The following is a 14,518-nucleotide window of genomic DNA, read 5'->3' as shown; positions in this document are numbered from 1 at the left end:
AGAGCGACGCCTCAGGCTCATTGCCACGACCCTAGCCTCAAGGCCCTCTCTGCCCTAATCTTTCGCTCCTGCTTTGAACGAGTCGGAGTAAGCTCATGGTCCTGCAGCAATCGATCGATCTTGCCCTTGAAGCCAATATCGGGGGAGGCGGTCTGCCGCAGGCGGCGCTCGACGAGGCGCTCGGGCTCGTGGGCGATGCCATGAAGCGGCTGGCCGAGGACGATGCCTCCGGCCGGCTGCCGCTGCTCCACATGCCGCGCACCACGGACGATCTGGCGAGCATCCGCGAGGCGGCCGCCTTTCTGCGCGACGACGCGACGGATGTGGTCATTCTCGGCGTCGGAGGATCGAGCCTCGGCGGGCAGACCCTGGCGCAGCTGAAGGATTATGCGGTGCCGGGCACGGGCCGCTTCACCGAGAGCCCGCGCATCCACTTCCTCGACAATCTCGATCCCGTCACCTTCGACCGCGTCCTGCACAAGCTGCCGCTTTCCTCGACGAAGTGGGTCTCGATTTCGAAGTCCGGCGGCACGGGCGAGACCCTGATGCAGACGATCGCCGTGCTCACGGCCCTGGAGAAGGCGGGTCTGCATTCGCACCCGAAGGATCTGTTCCTGGGTCTGTCCGAGCCGCGCAAGAACGGCGGCAAGAACGCTCTGCGAGATCTTCTCGAGCCGGAGGACGTCCGCTTCCTCGAACACCACACCGGCATCGGCGGACGCTATTCGGTGCTGACCAATGTGGGCCTCCTCCCTGCCGCTGCGCTCGGTCTCGACATCGCGGCGATCCGTCAGGGCGCGGCGGATGCCTACGAGCCCTTCCGCAACGGCGCTGCGGCCAAGGATGCTCCGTCGGCCCTGGGCGCTGCGCTCAACATCGCCGCCGCCAAGGCGGGCAAAGGCATCGCGGTGACCATGGCCTATGCGGACAGACTCGAGCGCTTCACCCGCTGGTGGGTCCAGCTCTGGGCCGAGAGCGTCGGCAAGGACGGCAAGGGCACGCAGCCCGTTGCCGCCATCGGACCGGTGGACCAGCACAGCCAGCAGCAGCTTTATCTTGCCGGGCCCAACGACAAGCTCTTCACGGTGCTGACCACCGGCGTGGCCGGGAAGGGGCCCGCAATGGACGGCGGCCTAGCCAAGCGCGCGGGCCAGCCGGACTTTGCGGGCAAGACCATCGGCGATCTCGTGGCCGCCCAGGGCCGGGCCATGGCCGACACCTTCGCCAAGAATGGCCGTCCGACCCGTCAGATCCATATCGAGACCCTGAACGAGCGCGCCTTGGGCGAGCTTCTCATGCATTTCATGCTGGAGACGATCCTAGCCGGCTATGCCATGGGCGTCGATCCGTTCGACCAGCCTGCCGTCGAAGAGGCCAAGATCCTGGCGAAGGAGTATCTGGCGCAGGGGTAAGGGATTATCCTTCCATGTCATGGCCGGCCTTGTGCCGGCCATCTCGATAAGGAGAGGCTCGGCGCTTCATGCGATCGGGATCACCGGGACAAGCCCGGTGATGAAGGCAATCGGTATGGCCATCCTGGGTCCGATCCCGAATCGGCTGCGCTGTCCGGGACGATACGTGAAGTCAGCAGGGGAATAACGTCGCGCGTTCTGGTTTCCGCCGCCTTCCGCCCCTATCTTCTCCTCTTCGATTCTGAAGGTCAGACGCTTCGCATGCACGTTCGCCGCCTCGATCCCATCCTCGTCGACCGCATTGCTGCGGGCGAGGTCGTCGAGCGCCCGGCGGCCGCCGTGAAGGAGCTTGTGGAGAACGCGGTCGATGCGGGCGCAACCTCCATCGAGGTCACGGTCGAGGCCGGTGGGCGGCGCCTGATCCGCATTGTCGATGACGGCCGCGGCATGACGCCGGAGGATCTGGAACTGGCGGTCGAGCGCCACGCCACCTCGAAGCTGCCGGACGGGGATCTGTTCTCGATCAACACCCTGGGTTTCCGTGGCGAGGCCCTGCCGTCCATCGGCGCCGTCGCGCGCCTGTCCATCGTCACCCGCACGGCGGAGGCCGAGACCGGCTCATCCATCGTCGTGGAGGCGGGCGTCAAAGGTCCCGTCCGCCCGGCACCCGCGCCGAAGGGCACCCGGGTCGAGGTGACGGATCTGTTTGCCGCCACGCCCGCGCGCCTGAAGTTCCTGAAAAGTGATCGCTCGGAAGCGCAGGCGGTCGCCGAGATCGTCAAGCGCCTCGCCATCGCCCACCCCACGATCCGCTTCACCCTGTCGGGTGAGCACATCACGGCTTTCACTTATCCGCCGGAGGAACCCGGCGAGCATGGATTCCTGCGCCGCCTCTCGCGGGTGCTCGGGGCGGAGTTCCACGAGAACGCCATGGCCATCGGCGTCGAGCGCGAGGACGTGCGGCTCACAGGCTTTGCGAGCCTGCCGACCTATCACCGCGGGACCGGGGCGGCGATCCATTTCGTGGTCAACGGGCGGCCCGTGCGCGACAAGCTGCTGCTCGGCGCCGTGCGCGGCGCCTATGCGGACGTGATGGCCTCCGATCGACACCCGGTGCTCGCCATCATGATCGACCTCGATCCGCGCGCGGTGGACGTCAACGTGCATCCGGCCAAGACGGAAGTGCGCTTCCGCGACCCTGCCTTCGTACGAGGCTTCGTGGTGGGCGCGCTGAAGGAGGCGATCACCCGCTATGCCTTCCGCGCCTCGTCCACGGGCGGAACCCGCACGTTGGAAAGCCTGCGCCCACAGGGTGTGCTGCCGTCGCGTCCGGCCTATCCGCACCGCACGCACGCGATCCGTCCGACCAGTGCCTTCGCCAGTTGGCAGGCGCCGCTCGATGCGCCAGAGCGATCCCACACGCCTGGCTCCGGCCTTGCAGAGCGGCAGACGAGCCTGCCCGATCTCGCAAGCCCCTCTGCCGACAGCCGCGCGACCCTTCACGAGATTGATCCGGAAACGGAGGAGGCTCCTCTCGGCGCCGCCCGCGCGCAGCTGCACGGGACCTATATCGTTGCGCAGACGCAGGACGGCATCGTCATCGTCGATCAGCATGCGGCCCATGAACGCCTCGTCTACGAGCGACTGAAGCGCGAGCGTGCCTCCTCCGGCATCGCCCGGCAATTGCTGCTGATCCCCGAGGTGGTCGATCTCGATCCCGTGGACGCGGATCGCGTACTGGCAGAGGCTTCTTCCCTCGAGAGCCTCGGCCTCGTGGTCGAGCCCTTCGGCCATGGCGCTCTGCTCGTGCGCGAGGTGCCCTCCGCTCTCGCTGGCGGGCGCATCAAGGCGCTGGTGCAGGACGTGGCCGATGCCCTGGCCGAGTGGGGGCAGGGAGGTGCGAGTCCACTGGAAGAGCGTCTCGACGCCGTTCTCTCGCGCATGTCCTGCCACGGTTCCATTCGTGCCGGACGGCGCATGCGGCCCGAGGAGATGAACGCCCTGCTGCGCGAGATGGAAGCGACGCCGCTCTCGGGCCAATGCAACCACGGGCGGCCGACTTACGTCGAGCTCAAGCTGACGGATATCGAGCGGCTGTTTGGGCGGCGCTAGGAAACACGGCCGCCGGAATCCGCGTTCTCAGTGTAAGGCGTGATACTGCGCTGAAGTTGCTAGAGCTGAGCTCGGTTTCCGTCCCGTACAGCCTCGCTTTAATTGGCCTTCGTCATCACATCAGCGTGACGGGCATCGAACGGTTACAAGCAGCACTAATTAACCTCAGGCCAACCCTTCGAAACAGGAGAATGGCAATGAAGGTCGCGAGAATCGTTGGTGTCTCTCTCCTCGGTGCCGCGCTGGCGGTCGGCGGCGCCTTCGCGCAGGGCAAGAAGTGGGAAACCGTCAAGATCGCCACGGAAGGCGCCTATGCGCCGTGGAACTTCACGGGTGCGGGCGGCAGGCTCGAGGGCTTCGAGATCGACCTCGCCAACGAGCTGTGCGCGCGCATGAAGGTGAAGTGCGAGATCGTAGCGCAGGACTGGGACGGCATCATCCCGGCGCTCCAGGCCAAGAAGTACGACGCCATCATGGCCGGCATGAGCATCACGGACGAGCGCAAGAAGACCATCGACTTTTCGAACCCCTATGCCGCCGGACCCAACGGCTTCCTCGTTCCCAAGGATTCATCGCTCGCCAAGATGCCGGGTACCGGCCAGGCCTTTAATCTGTCGACGCAGCAAGCGGCCGCCGAGAAAGCCATCACCGAATTGAAGCCGCTCCTGAAGGGCAAGACCATCGGCGTGCAGACCTCGACCATCCATTCCAACTTCGCCGACAAGTACCTGAAGGATGTCGCCGAGATCCGTGAGTACAAGACCACGGAGCAGCATGATCTCGATCTCGCGGCCGGCCGCATCGATGCGGTGCTGGCGGATGCGACGGCCTTAAGCGGAACGCTGAGCAAGCCCGAGTTCAAGGACTTCGCGCTGGTCGGTCCGTCGATCACCGGCGGCCTCTTGGGCCCCGGCGTCGGCGCAGGCTTACGTCAGGAGGACGCCGATCTGAAGGCCATGTTCAACGATGCGATAGCGGCCGCCAAGGCGGACGGCACGATCAAGAAGCTGTCCGAGAAGTGGTTCAAGATCGACATTACGCCAACGACTTGAACGGCCTAGCAAACTGATGAAGCGGGGTTCGGTCAGACCGTGGTGCGGTAGAGCTTGAGATCCTTGCGCGCCGGAGCGGACGCGAGATGGGCCGGCATGGCTGCCTGGTCGAGGCAATCCTCGAACCGCAACGCCTGGTCGGCATGAACGGCCGGGGTCATGTCGGCCTCCTCGGCGCTGAACGCGACGCCTGCGAAATCGCCATGGCGCCAGCACACCCGTGCGCGACGGACCTGCAGGTCATGGGCGGCGATGTACAGCTCGAAGGTTTCCGGCAGGTCCATGTGCCGCTTGACCGCAATCCTCGCCCCGCCGGTCGAAATGTCCTTCACCATGCAGGAGATCATTGCCTCGGGCCCCAGCATGATCTTTGCCGGGTGATGCGAGGGAAAGCGTCTGGCTTGCCGACGGTTATCGAGGGCGGTGGCGGGAACCATGAAGCGACCTTAGGTCAAATGGCCAATGAAGCTTTGCATTAACCATTTGTTAACCGACTTCTCAAGCCCCTCCTAAGAGGTATTCGCCTAAATGCTAAGGCTTTTCCCGTACATCATCGGGACGGGCCCTTCCGCTCGGCCGAGGCCGCCCAGATGTTCAGGTTGCCCTCGCCGGCGTACCGATCGATCTCGGCAAGTTCCTCGGCCGTGAACGACGGGTTCTTGAGCGCCCCGACACAGTCGACCACCTGCTCGGGGCGGCTCGCGCCGATGAGCGCCGAGGTGACGCGCCCGCCGCGCAGGACCCAGGCGAGAGCCATCTGGGCCAGGGTCTGACCGCGCCGCTCGGCGACACCGTTGAGACCACGGATGCGGGCGATGTTGTCCTCGTTGAGGAAGCTTGTGCGCAGGGACTTGCCCTGGGCCGCGCGGCTCTCCTCCGGAATGCCGTTGAGATATTTCGTCGTCAGCATGCCCTGCGCCAGGGGCGAGAACACGATCGAGCCCATGCCGAGGTCGTCGAGCGTGTCGAGCAGCCCATCCTCCTCGATCCAGCGATTGAGCATGGAATAGCTCGGCTGATGGATGATGCAGGGCGTCTTGAGCTCGCGCAGGATGGCCAGCGCCTCGCGGGTGCGCTGGCTGTTGTAGGACGACAGGCCGACATAGAGCGCCTTCCCCTGCCGTACGGCGGAATCGAGCGCCAGCATGGTCTCTTCGAGCGGCGTGTCCGGATCGAAGCGGTGAGAATAGAAGATGTCGACATAGTCGAGCCCCATACGCTTGAGGCTCTGGTCGAGGCTGGAGAGGAGATATTTGCGGCTGCCCCATTCGCCATAGGGGCCGGGCCACATGCGGTAGCCCGCCTTGGTGGAGATCACCAGCTCGTCGCGCAGCCCGTGGAAATCGTTGCGCAGGATCTCGCCGAACAGGGTCTCGGCCGAGCCCGGGGGAGGGCCGTAATTGTTCGCGAGGTCGAAATGCGTGATGCCGAGATCGAAAGCCGTCCGGCAGATCTCCCGCGCGGTCGCCGCCGACTTGTCCTCGCCGAAATTGTGCCAGAGGCCGAGCGAGATCGCCGGCAGCATCAGCCCGCTGCGGCCGCACCGATTGTAGATCATCTCGTCGTAGCGGTTCTCGGCGGGCAGGTAGGCCATTGATTCCTCCGGGGACTTTTCTGCAACAGGCTGATACCTGTGTCGTGCGGGCGCTAAATCCAGTTGCTCAAGCAAAGCGCGTGATGACGCTGATGCCAAGGCCCTCGAACCGGTCCATGGCCATGAGCGCGGCGGGCGCTTCGTCGAGGCTGATGTGCTTGCCGACGAGCTTCTGGGGCGTGAGCTTGCCGGTGCGGATCATGGCCATCATGTCCTGGTAGCGGAAGGCCTGCATGCCGTGGCTGCCGTAGACCTCAAGCTCATGCGCGATGATCTGCGCCATCGGCACCGATGCACGGGCATGCTCTCCCACCATCAGGCCGACCTGCACGTGTCGCCCGCGACGGCGCAGATTGGCGATCGAATTGAAGCAGGTCGCCGGATGGCCCAGCGCATCGATGGACACATGCGCGCCACCCTTGGTGATCTCCCGGACGGCGCCGACCACGTCCTTGCCGTCGCGCGCGTTCACCGTCGCCACGGCGCCCATCGCTTCCGCGAATGCGAGCTTCTCGTCCGTGAGATCGACGGCGATCACATTCGCCCCCATGGCGGTGGCGATCATGATCGCCGACAGGCCCACCCCGCCGCAGCCGTGCACGGCCACCCATTCGCCGGGCTTCACGCGGCCCTGGTCGACGATAGCGCGGAACGACGTGACAAAGCGGCAGCCGAGGCTCGCGGCGGTGGCGAAGTCGAGTTCCTCCGGCAGCGCCACGAGGTTGGTGTCGGCGTAATCGACCGCCACATATTCGGCAAACGAGCCCCAGGCGGTGAAGCCCGGCTGGAACTGCTGCTCGCAGACCTGGTGGTTGCCGGAATGGCATTCATGACAATGGCCACAGCCGCCGACGAACGGCACCGTGACCCGGTCACCCTTCCTCCAGCGCGTGACTTGGCTCCCGGTGGCAAGCACCGTACCGGCAAGTTCGTGGCCCGGCACATGCGGCAGCACCACGTCGGGATCGTGCCCCATCCAGCCATGCCAGTCGCTCCGGCACAGGCCCGTGGCCTCCACCTTGATCACCACGCCTTCCGCCGACGGTGTCGGATCCGGCACGTTCTGCACGCGCGGCGGCTGGCCGAACTGCTCGAAGAGAACCGCTTTCATGGGAGGCCTTCCGTGCGCAGGAGGAGAGAGGGCCGGTATAGCGGGCAGACGCTGAGGGGACAATTGCAGAGGGCCTGCAAGGTGAAGAACGTTAGGCGCGATACCGCCCGAACACCACCTGGGTCTCCCCATAATCCCGCCGCTCGATCTCCTCGAAACCTTCCGGCAGCGCAACCTCGGTGCCCTGCGCCTCTTCCACGATCACCAACGCATCGGGCGCGAGCCAGCCACCCTCCGCACAGGAGCGCAAGGCTTTGGGCGCCAGGTCCCGGCCGTAGGGCGGATCGCAGAAGACAATCGAAAAGGGAGCGTTGGGAGCGGCGTCTCCCATGCGGGTGGCGTCGCGGCGGAAGAGGCGGGTGGCGCCGCCGGCGCCGAGGGCTTCCACGTTCTCGCGGATGATGCCGCGGGACTGCGCGCCGTCGTCCACGAAGAGCGCGAAGGCTGCGCCGCGCGAGAGCGCCTCCAGCCCTAGGGCGCCGGTGCCGGCGAAGAGATCGAGCACGCGTGCGCCCTCGATGGGGTCGTCATAGCCGTGCTGGAGGATGTTGAAGAGCGTCTCGCGCAGGCGGTCCGAGGTCGGGCGGATCGCATCCGAACTCGGCCCCTTGAGCGAGCGGCCGCGCCAGCGCCCGCCCACGATTCTCATGGCTTAACCCTCATCAACGGCGGCCGCGCGGACCGCCCTTGGACCCACCGCCTTTGAAGCCGCCCTTCGAGGCTCCACCTTTGGATGCGCCTCTCGGACCGCCCTTGAAGCCGCCGCCCCTCGGACCGCCCCGCGAGGGTGCATCCCCGCGCGGAGGCCCGCGACGGGGACGGTCATCGTCACCGCGGGCGCGGAAAGGACGATCGCCCTGCGGCTTGCGCGGACGGTCGTCGCCTCCCTCGCGGGAGCGGAACGGGCGCTCACCTTGCGGCCTGCGAGGACGATCCTCGGCTCCTTCGGAGCGCGCACGGAAGGGCCGGTCTCCGGCTGGACGCCGTGGCCGCTCGTCATCCCGACGCGAAGGGCGTTCGCCCCCCTCGCGGCTGCGGCGGACCGGAGCCGCATCGCGGTCGTCGCGGCGGCGCTGGCGAGGATCGCCAGCGGCAGCGCCACGGCCCCTGCGCGGAGCAGGCGCTTCCTCGTCCTGAGGCTGGCGCACGAGGCGCTCCACCACGACCTTGCGGCCTTCTCTCGACGCGATCGCGCCGACACGCTCGCGCTCGCGCTCTGCGCTGGCCGCACGCGCTTCCTTCGGATCGGCTCCGCGGCGTGGAACCTTCCGGCGCGGAGCATCCTCGTCCGTCTCGCCGGCGCGCCACACGCTCGTCTTCACATCGAGGCGGGAGGGGCGCTTCCTGGGCTCCTCGTCCTCGCGCTCGAGACGGTCGGCACCACGGCCGCGCGACGGCCGCTCATCATCGGTGCGGCGGCGGCGCGGACGATCTTCGTCCCGGTCGCGGCCGAAGCGGGCAGGACGCTCGCTGCGCTCGTCACGGTCCTGCTGCTTCGGGGAGCCGAAGGGGGCGATGGGCTCGCGCACCGGGCTTTCGAAATCGACGCCGGCTTCGGCCGCGAGCGCGTCCCCGAGCTGATCCTTCAGCACCTTGGTGCGCACCTCTTCCACGAGGCCGACCTCGAGATCGCCGAGCTGGAATGGGCCGAAGGACATGCGGATCAGACGGTTCACCTGTACGCCCATATGCTCGAGGATGCGCTTGATCTCGCGGTTCTTGCCTTCGCGCAGACCCATCGTGATCCACGCGTTGTCGCCCTGCACCCGGTCGAGACGCGCCTCGATGGGGCCGTAATCGATGCCGTCGATGGTGATGCCGTCGCGTAAGCGGTCGAGATCCGCCTGATTGATCTCGCCATGGGCCCGCACCTTGTAGCGGCGCAGCCAGCCGGTATCGGGATGGGCGATCACGCGGGCAAGGCCGCCATCGTTGGTCAGCAGCAGTAGGCCTTCCGTGTTGATGTCGAGCCGGCCGACCGCCACAACCCGGGGGAGGTCCTCCGGCAGGTTCTCGAACACGGTCGGGCGGCCTTCCGGGTCACGGGCCGTGGTCACGAGGCCACGCGGCTTGTGGAAGAGCCACAGGCGCGTGCGCTCCTTGGCGGGCAGGGGCTCGCCGTCCACCGTGATCTTGTCGGCCGGCGTCACGTTGACCGCCGGGGATTCCAGCACCTTGCCGTTGAGGGTGACGCGGCCCTCCGCGATCAGCACCTCCGCATCGCGGCGGGATGCGATGCCGGCACGGGCAATGACCTTGGCGATCCGATCCTCGGTGGGCTCCTGCGGCTCGGCCTGCACCTCGGGGCGGTCTTCGCGGGTGCGCCGCGGACGATCCTCCGAGGCGCGATCGAAGCGCCGTGGGCGCTCGTCGCCCGACCGGCCGCGGAAAGGCTTGTCGCCACCCTCGCCACGGGGGCGGAAGGACTTCTTGTCCCCGCTCTCGAAGCGGCGGGGCCGCTCATCGCCGTCGCGGCTGCGAAATGGTCTGTCGCCGCCCTCACGGGGCTTGCGCGGGCGGTCGTCGTCACCTCGGGCGCGGAAGGGGCGGTCGCCCCCCTCGCGGGGTTTGCGGAAGGGCTTGTCCCCGGAAGTGCGGCTGCGGTCGGAGCGTCCGGAGGAGCGGCCCTTGCGATTATCGTCGTTGCGGTCGGTCATGGGAGCCTGATAGCAGAGGAGGACCAGAGAAGCGAGGACTAAGGAACGAGCCGATTGACCGATAACGCCAATCAGGAACCGCTTGATCCGGGACGGCTGGATCCCTTGAGCGTGGCCTTCGACGAGGCCCGTGCCGCGGCCGCCCGCGGGGAGGTGCCGGTGGGAGCCGCCATCGTCAAGGACGGCCGGGTCATCGCCATGGCGGGCAACCGACCGCGGGAACTGCGCGACCCCTCGGCCCATGCGGAGATGCTCGCCATCCGGCGTGCCTGCGAGGCTTTGGACGACGAGCGGCTTTCCGGCTGTGACCTCTACGTCACGCTTGAGCCCTGCACCATGTGCGCGGCTGCCATTTCCTTCGCCCGCATCCGGCGCGTTTATTATGCGGCCTATGATCCGAAGGGCGGCGCGGTCGACAGCGGGGTGCGCTTCTTCGACCAGCCCACCTGTCACCATGCGCCTGAGGTCTACGGAGGCATCCGGGAAAGGGAGGCGGCGGCTCTGCTGAAGGAGTTTTTCGAAGGGAGACGGTGAGGGGGCGAAAAGCCCGGAGCAGATGGCTCTGGGCTTTCCGTCTTCATCGATGATGAATTAGCGATTGGTGTCCGTGGTGCCGGTGCGGGAAACGCTATTGCCGCGCTCGTCGTCCACCTCGACTTCGGTCTTGCGGACCGTGTCGGAGATCGTCTCGGTGCGCTGGTCGGCTTCCTTGCGCACGACGACCTCCTCGACCACGCGGGCCTCCTTCGAGACCACCGCTTCCTCGGCCCGTTCCTCCATCTCGATGGTGCGCTCGCGGAAGAGATCGCCATCATTGAGGGTCCCGGCGCGCACGGAGCCTTCGACCGGACGGCGCTCCACTGCTACACGTTCCTCGGAGAGGGTCACCTGCTCCTGGACGGGGCGCTCGATCACATGAGAGCGGATGCGCACGCGGCCGTGGCTGACTTCGCGCTTGCCCACGTGCAGCTCTTCCTCGGCCACGGGAATGACCTCGTCGCGGCCGGTGCTGCGATCCTGGGCATAGAGGCGATCGTCTTCCATTCTGTCACGGTCGCGCATGTCGCCGCCGCTCGGGAGGCCTGCGCTTCCCATCATGCCGGCGGATGTCGTCGCGCTTCCGGTACCGATATCGGTGACGCCGGAGCCGTAATCGCTCCACCCTTCCGAACGCCACGCATTCTGCCGCTCATCGAGATCGAGGACGTTGTCGTTGTCGAGAATGTCGACGACGCGATCGACCTCATCGTCGTCGCAGCGCACCGCAATCAGAGCGTGGCCACGGCGGACGCCCTCGGCATAGGCGTGAGCGTCGTCGCGAGGCACGCCGTTGCTGGTGAGATAATGCTCGACCCGATCGTGATGCGCCCCGCCAGAGCTTTCGTCGAAGCTGCTGGTTCCATCCCAGAACCGATTGTCACCTGAATTGCTGAACAGGCAGATCTTGCCCTGCGAGATCCCGGATTGCTCGAGCTCGCGGACAATAGCGGAAGCTTGAGAGTCGCTGCCGAACAGGCAGGTTACAGTTTTAGCCATGGCAAAAATCTCCAGAAAGCACGCAGAGGATGCAGCGCGACTGTTAAGCGACAGGTCTTTCGAGGAGCCGTTGCCGCGTCAGCAGAAGATCGCGGAACCGGCGCACTGACCTACCAATAGCGTCTCTGCCGACTTCGTTCCCCGCAGCATGCACAAACACGCGACAATTCACGTGCCGTTGTTCGTTTCATCATCGTCGACCGGGATATGCTCAACGATGGCTCGCTGCTTGCGAAGCTCGACCGGAACTTCGACAGCTTCCGTCGTCGTCCTTTTGCGCACGTGCAGCTCCTCCTTGAGGACGAGCCGCTTCTCGACGACCAGAACTTCCTCAAGAACAGGGATGATCGTCACATCGCCCTCGGTGCGGATATCCGGTGCCCGATCGACCATGCGGTCAATGGGAACCCGCGTCACTTCGACGGTTTCTCCATCGAGCGTGGCCTTCGCCAGCTCCGTCTCGACTTCAGTCGTGGTGCGGACACGCACTCGGCCCGTGGTCACCGTACGCTTGTCGAGGCGCACTTCCTCTTCCACAAGAGGAATGACCTCGGTTTCCGAAGACACATCCCGCACATCAAGCGGATCAGCTTTAAGGTTTGTCATGAAAATGGACCTGTCTGGACCGGTGAACGTGCCGCCGATCAGACAGGTTCCTCAGGCAACAGCACGAATGACCGATGCGGCGCAGAAGGTCCTAGCTCTGCAGGAAGCCCTGCAGGGCTTCCAAGGTCGCGCTTGGATTTTCTTCCGCTACGAAGTGTCCTGATGTCACACCGATGCCGGTCGCTCCAGGAGCGAAACTCTTGTGCCAGATTTCGAGCGGCTGCTGCCTGTCGCCGACAGGGCCGCTGACGAGATAATAATCGCTCCAGACCACATAGGTCGGGCACTGGATCGTCTTGCCGGCGGCAAGGTCCGCTTCGTCAGCCTCGACGTCCCGGGTGGCACCGGCCCGATAATCCTCGCAGAAGGCATGGATGCGGCCGGGTTCGTTGCAGCTCTGCCAATAGGCGTGCAGTGCGCGAGGGTCGAAGGCGCTGAGATCGCCCGCGGCCGACCATTGCCGCATCAGGCCCTCGAAATAGGGGATCGGGTCGCGCCCGATCTCTTCTTCCGGCTTTGGATAGGCTTGTGAGAGATAACCCCAGTGGACTTCCGGAATCGTTCCAGCATGCATCTGCTCCCACACATGGTAGGTCGGCAGGATGTCGAGAAGGGCGAGCCGCTCCACCCGACCGGGATGGTCGAGCGCGAGCCGGTAGGCCACGCGGGCTCCGCGATCGTGTCCAGCCACGGCGAAATGCACATGCCCGAGCGCCTCCATCACTTGGACGACGTCTCGACCCATGGCGCGTTTGGAATAGGTCTCGTGCTTCGGATCGCCCTTGGGTGCAACGGACCAGCCATAGCCGCGCAGATCCATGCAGACGACCTTGTGGGTCTCGGCCAATGCCGGCGCGAGGTGGTGCCACATGGCATGCGTTTGAGGAAAACCGTGCAGCAGGACGAGCGGTTTTCCGCTGCCTTTCGAGCGCGCGAAGATGCGCCCGACCTCCGTGTCGATCCAGTGGCTTTCGAAATCGGGAAAGAGATCGTCGCTCATGGATGCCGCTCGCTGGTTGCAAAAAAGAATGCTGAGAAGCTAGAGCATTCTCCTGCGAAAGGGATGAGGCAACTTAGGAAAAAAAAGAGTTACAACTATCAGTGGAGAAACTTCCGTTTCGTCATCCTCCAATGGAATCAGGCGTCACTCCGCTCCGCTCGCGTTCGACCGCGCGCCAGCCGATGTCCTTGCGGCAGAAGCCCTCCGGCCATTCGATCCTGGCAACCGCTTCATAGGCCTTCCTTTGCGCGTCGGAGATCGTGCGGCCCAACGCCGTGACGTTGAGCACGCGTCCGCCATTGGCAACGATCCTGTCGCCGTCGCGTTTCGTGCCCGCGTGAAAGACGATGACGTCGTCAAGCTCTTCAGCCTTGTCGATGCCGCTGATGGTCGAGCCCTTCTCGACCGCACCCGGGTAGCCTTGAGCCGCCATGACGACGGTGAGCGCCGCCTGTTCGGACCATTGCAGCGAGATGCTGTTCAGCACACCGTCGCAGGCGGCGAGCAGCGCCGTCACCAGATCGGATTTCAGGCGCGGCAGCAGGACCTGGGTCTCGGGATCGCCAAGCCGGGCATTGTACTCGATGAGCTGAGGGCCGTCCTTGGTGAGCATCAATCCCGCATAAAGGATGCCGGTATAGGGCGTGCCGCGTGCCTTCATGCCGGCCAGCGTCGGCTCGATGATCTCGCGCATGGCGCGGGCCTGAAGCTCGGGCGTCATCACGGCTGCCGGCGAATAGGCTCCCATGCCGCCGGTGTTGGGTCCCTTGTCGCCGTCGAAGACGCGCTTGTGGTCCTGCGCCGTGCCGAAGGGGATCGCGTGCGTGCCGTCGCAGAGCGCGAAGAAGCTCGCTTCCTCGCCCTCGAGGAAAGCCTCGATCACCACCTCGGCTCCGGCCGCGCCCAAACCGCCGCCGATCATCATATCGATGGCTTCCTCGGCCTCTTCGAAGGACGTGGCCACGACCACCCCCTTGCCGGCGGCAAGCCCGTCCGCCTTCACCACGATCGGCACCCCGTAATTGCGAATGTAGGTTTTGGCTGCGTCCGCGTCGGTGAAGCGCCTGTAGGCAGCGGTGGGGATGTTGAACTCCGCGCAGAGATCCTTGGTGAAGGCCTTCGAGCCTTCGAGCTGGGCGGCGGCCCTGCTCGGCCCGAAGGCCTTGATGCCTGCAGCCGTGAGATCGTCCACGAGACCGGCCACCAGGGGGGCCTCCGGTCCGACCACGACGAAGCCGACCTGCATCACCCGGCACAGATCGATCACAGCCCGATGGTCCGTCACATCGAGCACCACATTGGTGCCGTGCTGCGCCGTGCCGGGATTGCCGGGGGCGACGAGAAGCTTGTCGCAGAGAGGGCTCGCTGCGAGGCTCCTGGCCAATGCGTGCTCGCGTCCGCCCGATCCGATGAGAAGGATGTTCATGCCTGCCGCCTT

13 protein-coding genes are annotated in these 14,518 nt (G+C 65.7%); 4 read left to right on the top strand and 9 right to left on the bottom strand.

Features of this window, described 5'->3' with window-relative positions; genetic code table 11:
* Nucleotides 1–95 precede the first annotated feature (95 nt).
* The 3 genes from VB672_RS04105 to VB672_RS04095 all read left to right on the top strand — a co-directional run bounded on the left by VB672_RS04105 (nucleotide 96) and on the right by VB672_RS04095 (nucleotide 4,576).
* The gene (locus tag VB672_RS04105) at nucleotides 96–1,412 is read left to right on the top strand and encodes a glucose-6-phosphate isomerase (protein ID WP_329782899.1); all 1,317 of its coding nucleotides are present in this window, start codon (nucleotides 96–98) and stop codon (nucleotides 1,410–1,412) included.
* A gap of 261 nt (nucleotides 1,413–1,673) precedes the next feature.
* Nucleotides 1,674–3,524, top strand: coding sequence for a DNA mismatch repair endonuclease MutL (mutL, locus tag VB672_RS04100; protein ID WP_329782898.1), 1,851 nt, complete (start codon nucleotides 1,674–1,676; stop codon nucleotides 3,522–3,524).
* 197 nt (nucleotides 3,525–3,721) lie between these two features.
* A complete protein-coding gene (locus VB672_RS04095) occupies nucleotides 3,722–4,576 on the top strand; it encodes a transporter substrate-binding domain-containing protein (protein WP_329782897.1) in 855 nt (284 codons plus the stop codon).
* Between the two features lie 32 nt (nucleotides 4,577–4,608).
* Here VB672_RS04095 and VB672_RS04090 read toward each other — a convergent pair whose 3' ends face one another.
* The 5 genes from VB672_RS04090 to VB672_RS04070 form a co-directional block, all read right to left on the bottom strand.
* Nucleotides 4,609–5,013 (bottom strand): PilZ domain-containing protein, encoded by a 405-nt coding sequence (locus tag VB672_RS04090; protein ID WP_329782896.1) that lies wholly within the window; start codon nucleotides 5,011–5,013, stop codon nucleotides 4,609–4,611.
* 113 nt (nucleotides 5,014–5,126) lie between these two features.
* Nucleotides 5,127–6,170, bottom strand: a complete 1,044-nt coding sequence (gene mgrA / locus VB672_RS04085; protein ID WP_329782895.1) for an L-glyceraldehyde 3-phosphate reductase — start codon at nucleotides 6,168–6,170, stop codon at nucleotides 5,127–5,129.
* Between the two features lie 67 nt (nucleotides 6,171–6,237).
* Nucleotides 6,238–7,281, bottom strand: coding sequence for a zinc-dependent alcohol dehydrogenase family protein (locus tag VB672_RS04080; protein WP_329782894.1), 1,044 nt, complete (start codon nucleotides 7,279–7,281; stop codon nucleotides 6,238–6,240).
* 91 nt (nucleotides 7,282–7,372) lie between these two features.
* Nucleotides 7,373–7,930: a 16S rRNA (guanine(966)-N(2))-methyltransferase RsmD gene (gene rsmD / locus VB672_RS04075; RefSeq protein WP_329782893.1), complete on the bottom strand. Its 558-nt coding sequence runs from the start codon at nucleotides 7,928–7,930 to the stop codon at nucleotides 7,373–7,375.
* Nucleotides 7,931–7,943: 13 nt separating this feature from the next.
* Nucleotides 7,944–9,938, bottom strand: coding sequence for a pseudouridine synthase (locus VB672_RS04070; RefSeq protein WP_329782892.1), 1,995 nt, complete (start codon nucleotides 9,936–9,938; stop codon nucleotides 7,944–7,946).
* 54 nt (nucleotides 9,939–9,992) lie between these two features.
* Here VB672_RS04070 and VB672_RS04065 point away from each other — a divergent pair, with 54 nt between their 5' ends.
* Entirely contained in the window at nucleotides 9,993–10,472 is a 480-nt protein-coding gene (locus VB672_RS04065; protein WP_329782891.1) for a nucleoside deaminase, read from the top strand.
* 57 nt (nucleotides 10,473–10,529) lie between these two features.
* On the opposite strand, the gene VB672_RS04060 is transcribed toward VB672_RS04065, so the two are convergent.
* The 4 genes from VB672_RS04060 to purD all read right to left on the bottom strand — a co-directional run bounded on the left by VB672_RS04060 (nucleotide 10,530) and on the right by purD (nucleotide 14,506).
* The gene (locus VB672_RS04060) at nucleotides 10,530–11,474 is read right to left on the bottom strand and encodes a YsnF/AvaK domain-containing protein (protein WP_329782890.1); all 945 of its coding nucleotides are present in this window, start codon (nucleotides 11,472–11,474) and stop codon (nucleotides 10,530–10,532) included.
* Between the two features lie 168 nt (nucleotides 11,475–11,642).
* On the bottom strand, nucleotides 11,643–12,080 hold the full coding sequence (locus tag VB672_RS04055) for a YsnF/AvaK domain-containing protein (RefSeq protein WP_329782889.1): 438 nt from the start codon (nucleotides 12,078–12,080) through the stop codon (nucleotides 11,643–11,645).
* Nucleotides 12,081–12,171: 91 nt separating this feature from the next.
* A complete protein-coding gene (locus VB672_RS04050) occupies nucleotides 12,172–13,080 on the bottom strand; it encodes an alpha/beta fold hydrolase (RefSeq protein WP_329782888.1) in 909 nt (302 codons plus the stop codon).
* A gap of 121 nt (nucleotides 13,081–13,201) precedes the next feature.
* Nucleotides 13,202–14,506 carry a phosphoribosylamine--glycine ligase gene (gene purD, locus VB672_RS04045; RefSeq protein WP_329782887.1) on the bottom strand — a complete coding sequence of 435 codons (1,305 nt, stop codon included), beginning with the start codon at nucleotides 14,504–14,506 and terminating at the stop codon, nucleotides 13,202–13,204.
* Between the last annotated feature and the right edge of the window lie 12 nt (nucleotides 14,507–14,518).

The organism is Microvirga sp. CF3016 (assembly GCF_036314085.1).
In the GTDB taxonomy this organism is placed as follows: Bacteria; Pseudomonadota; Alphaproteobacteria; order Rhizobiales; family Beijerinckiaceae; genus Microvirga.
This window is presented reverse-complemented; position numbering and strand designations above follow the sequence as displayed.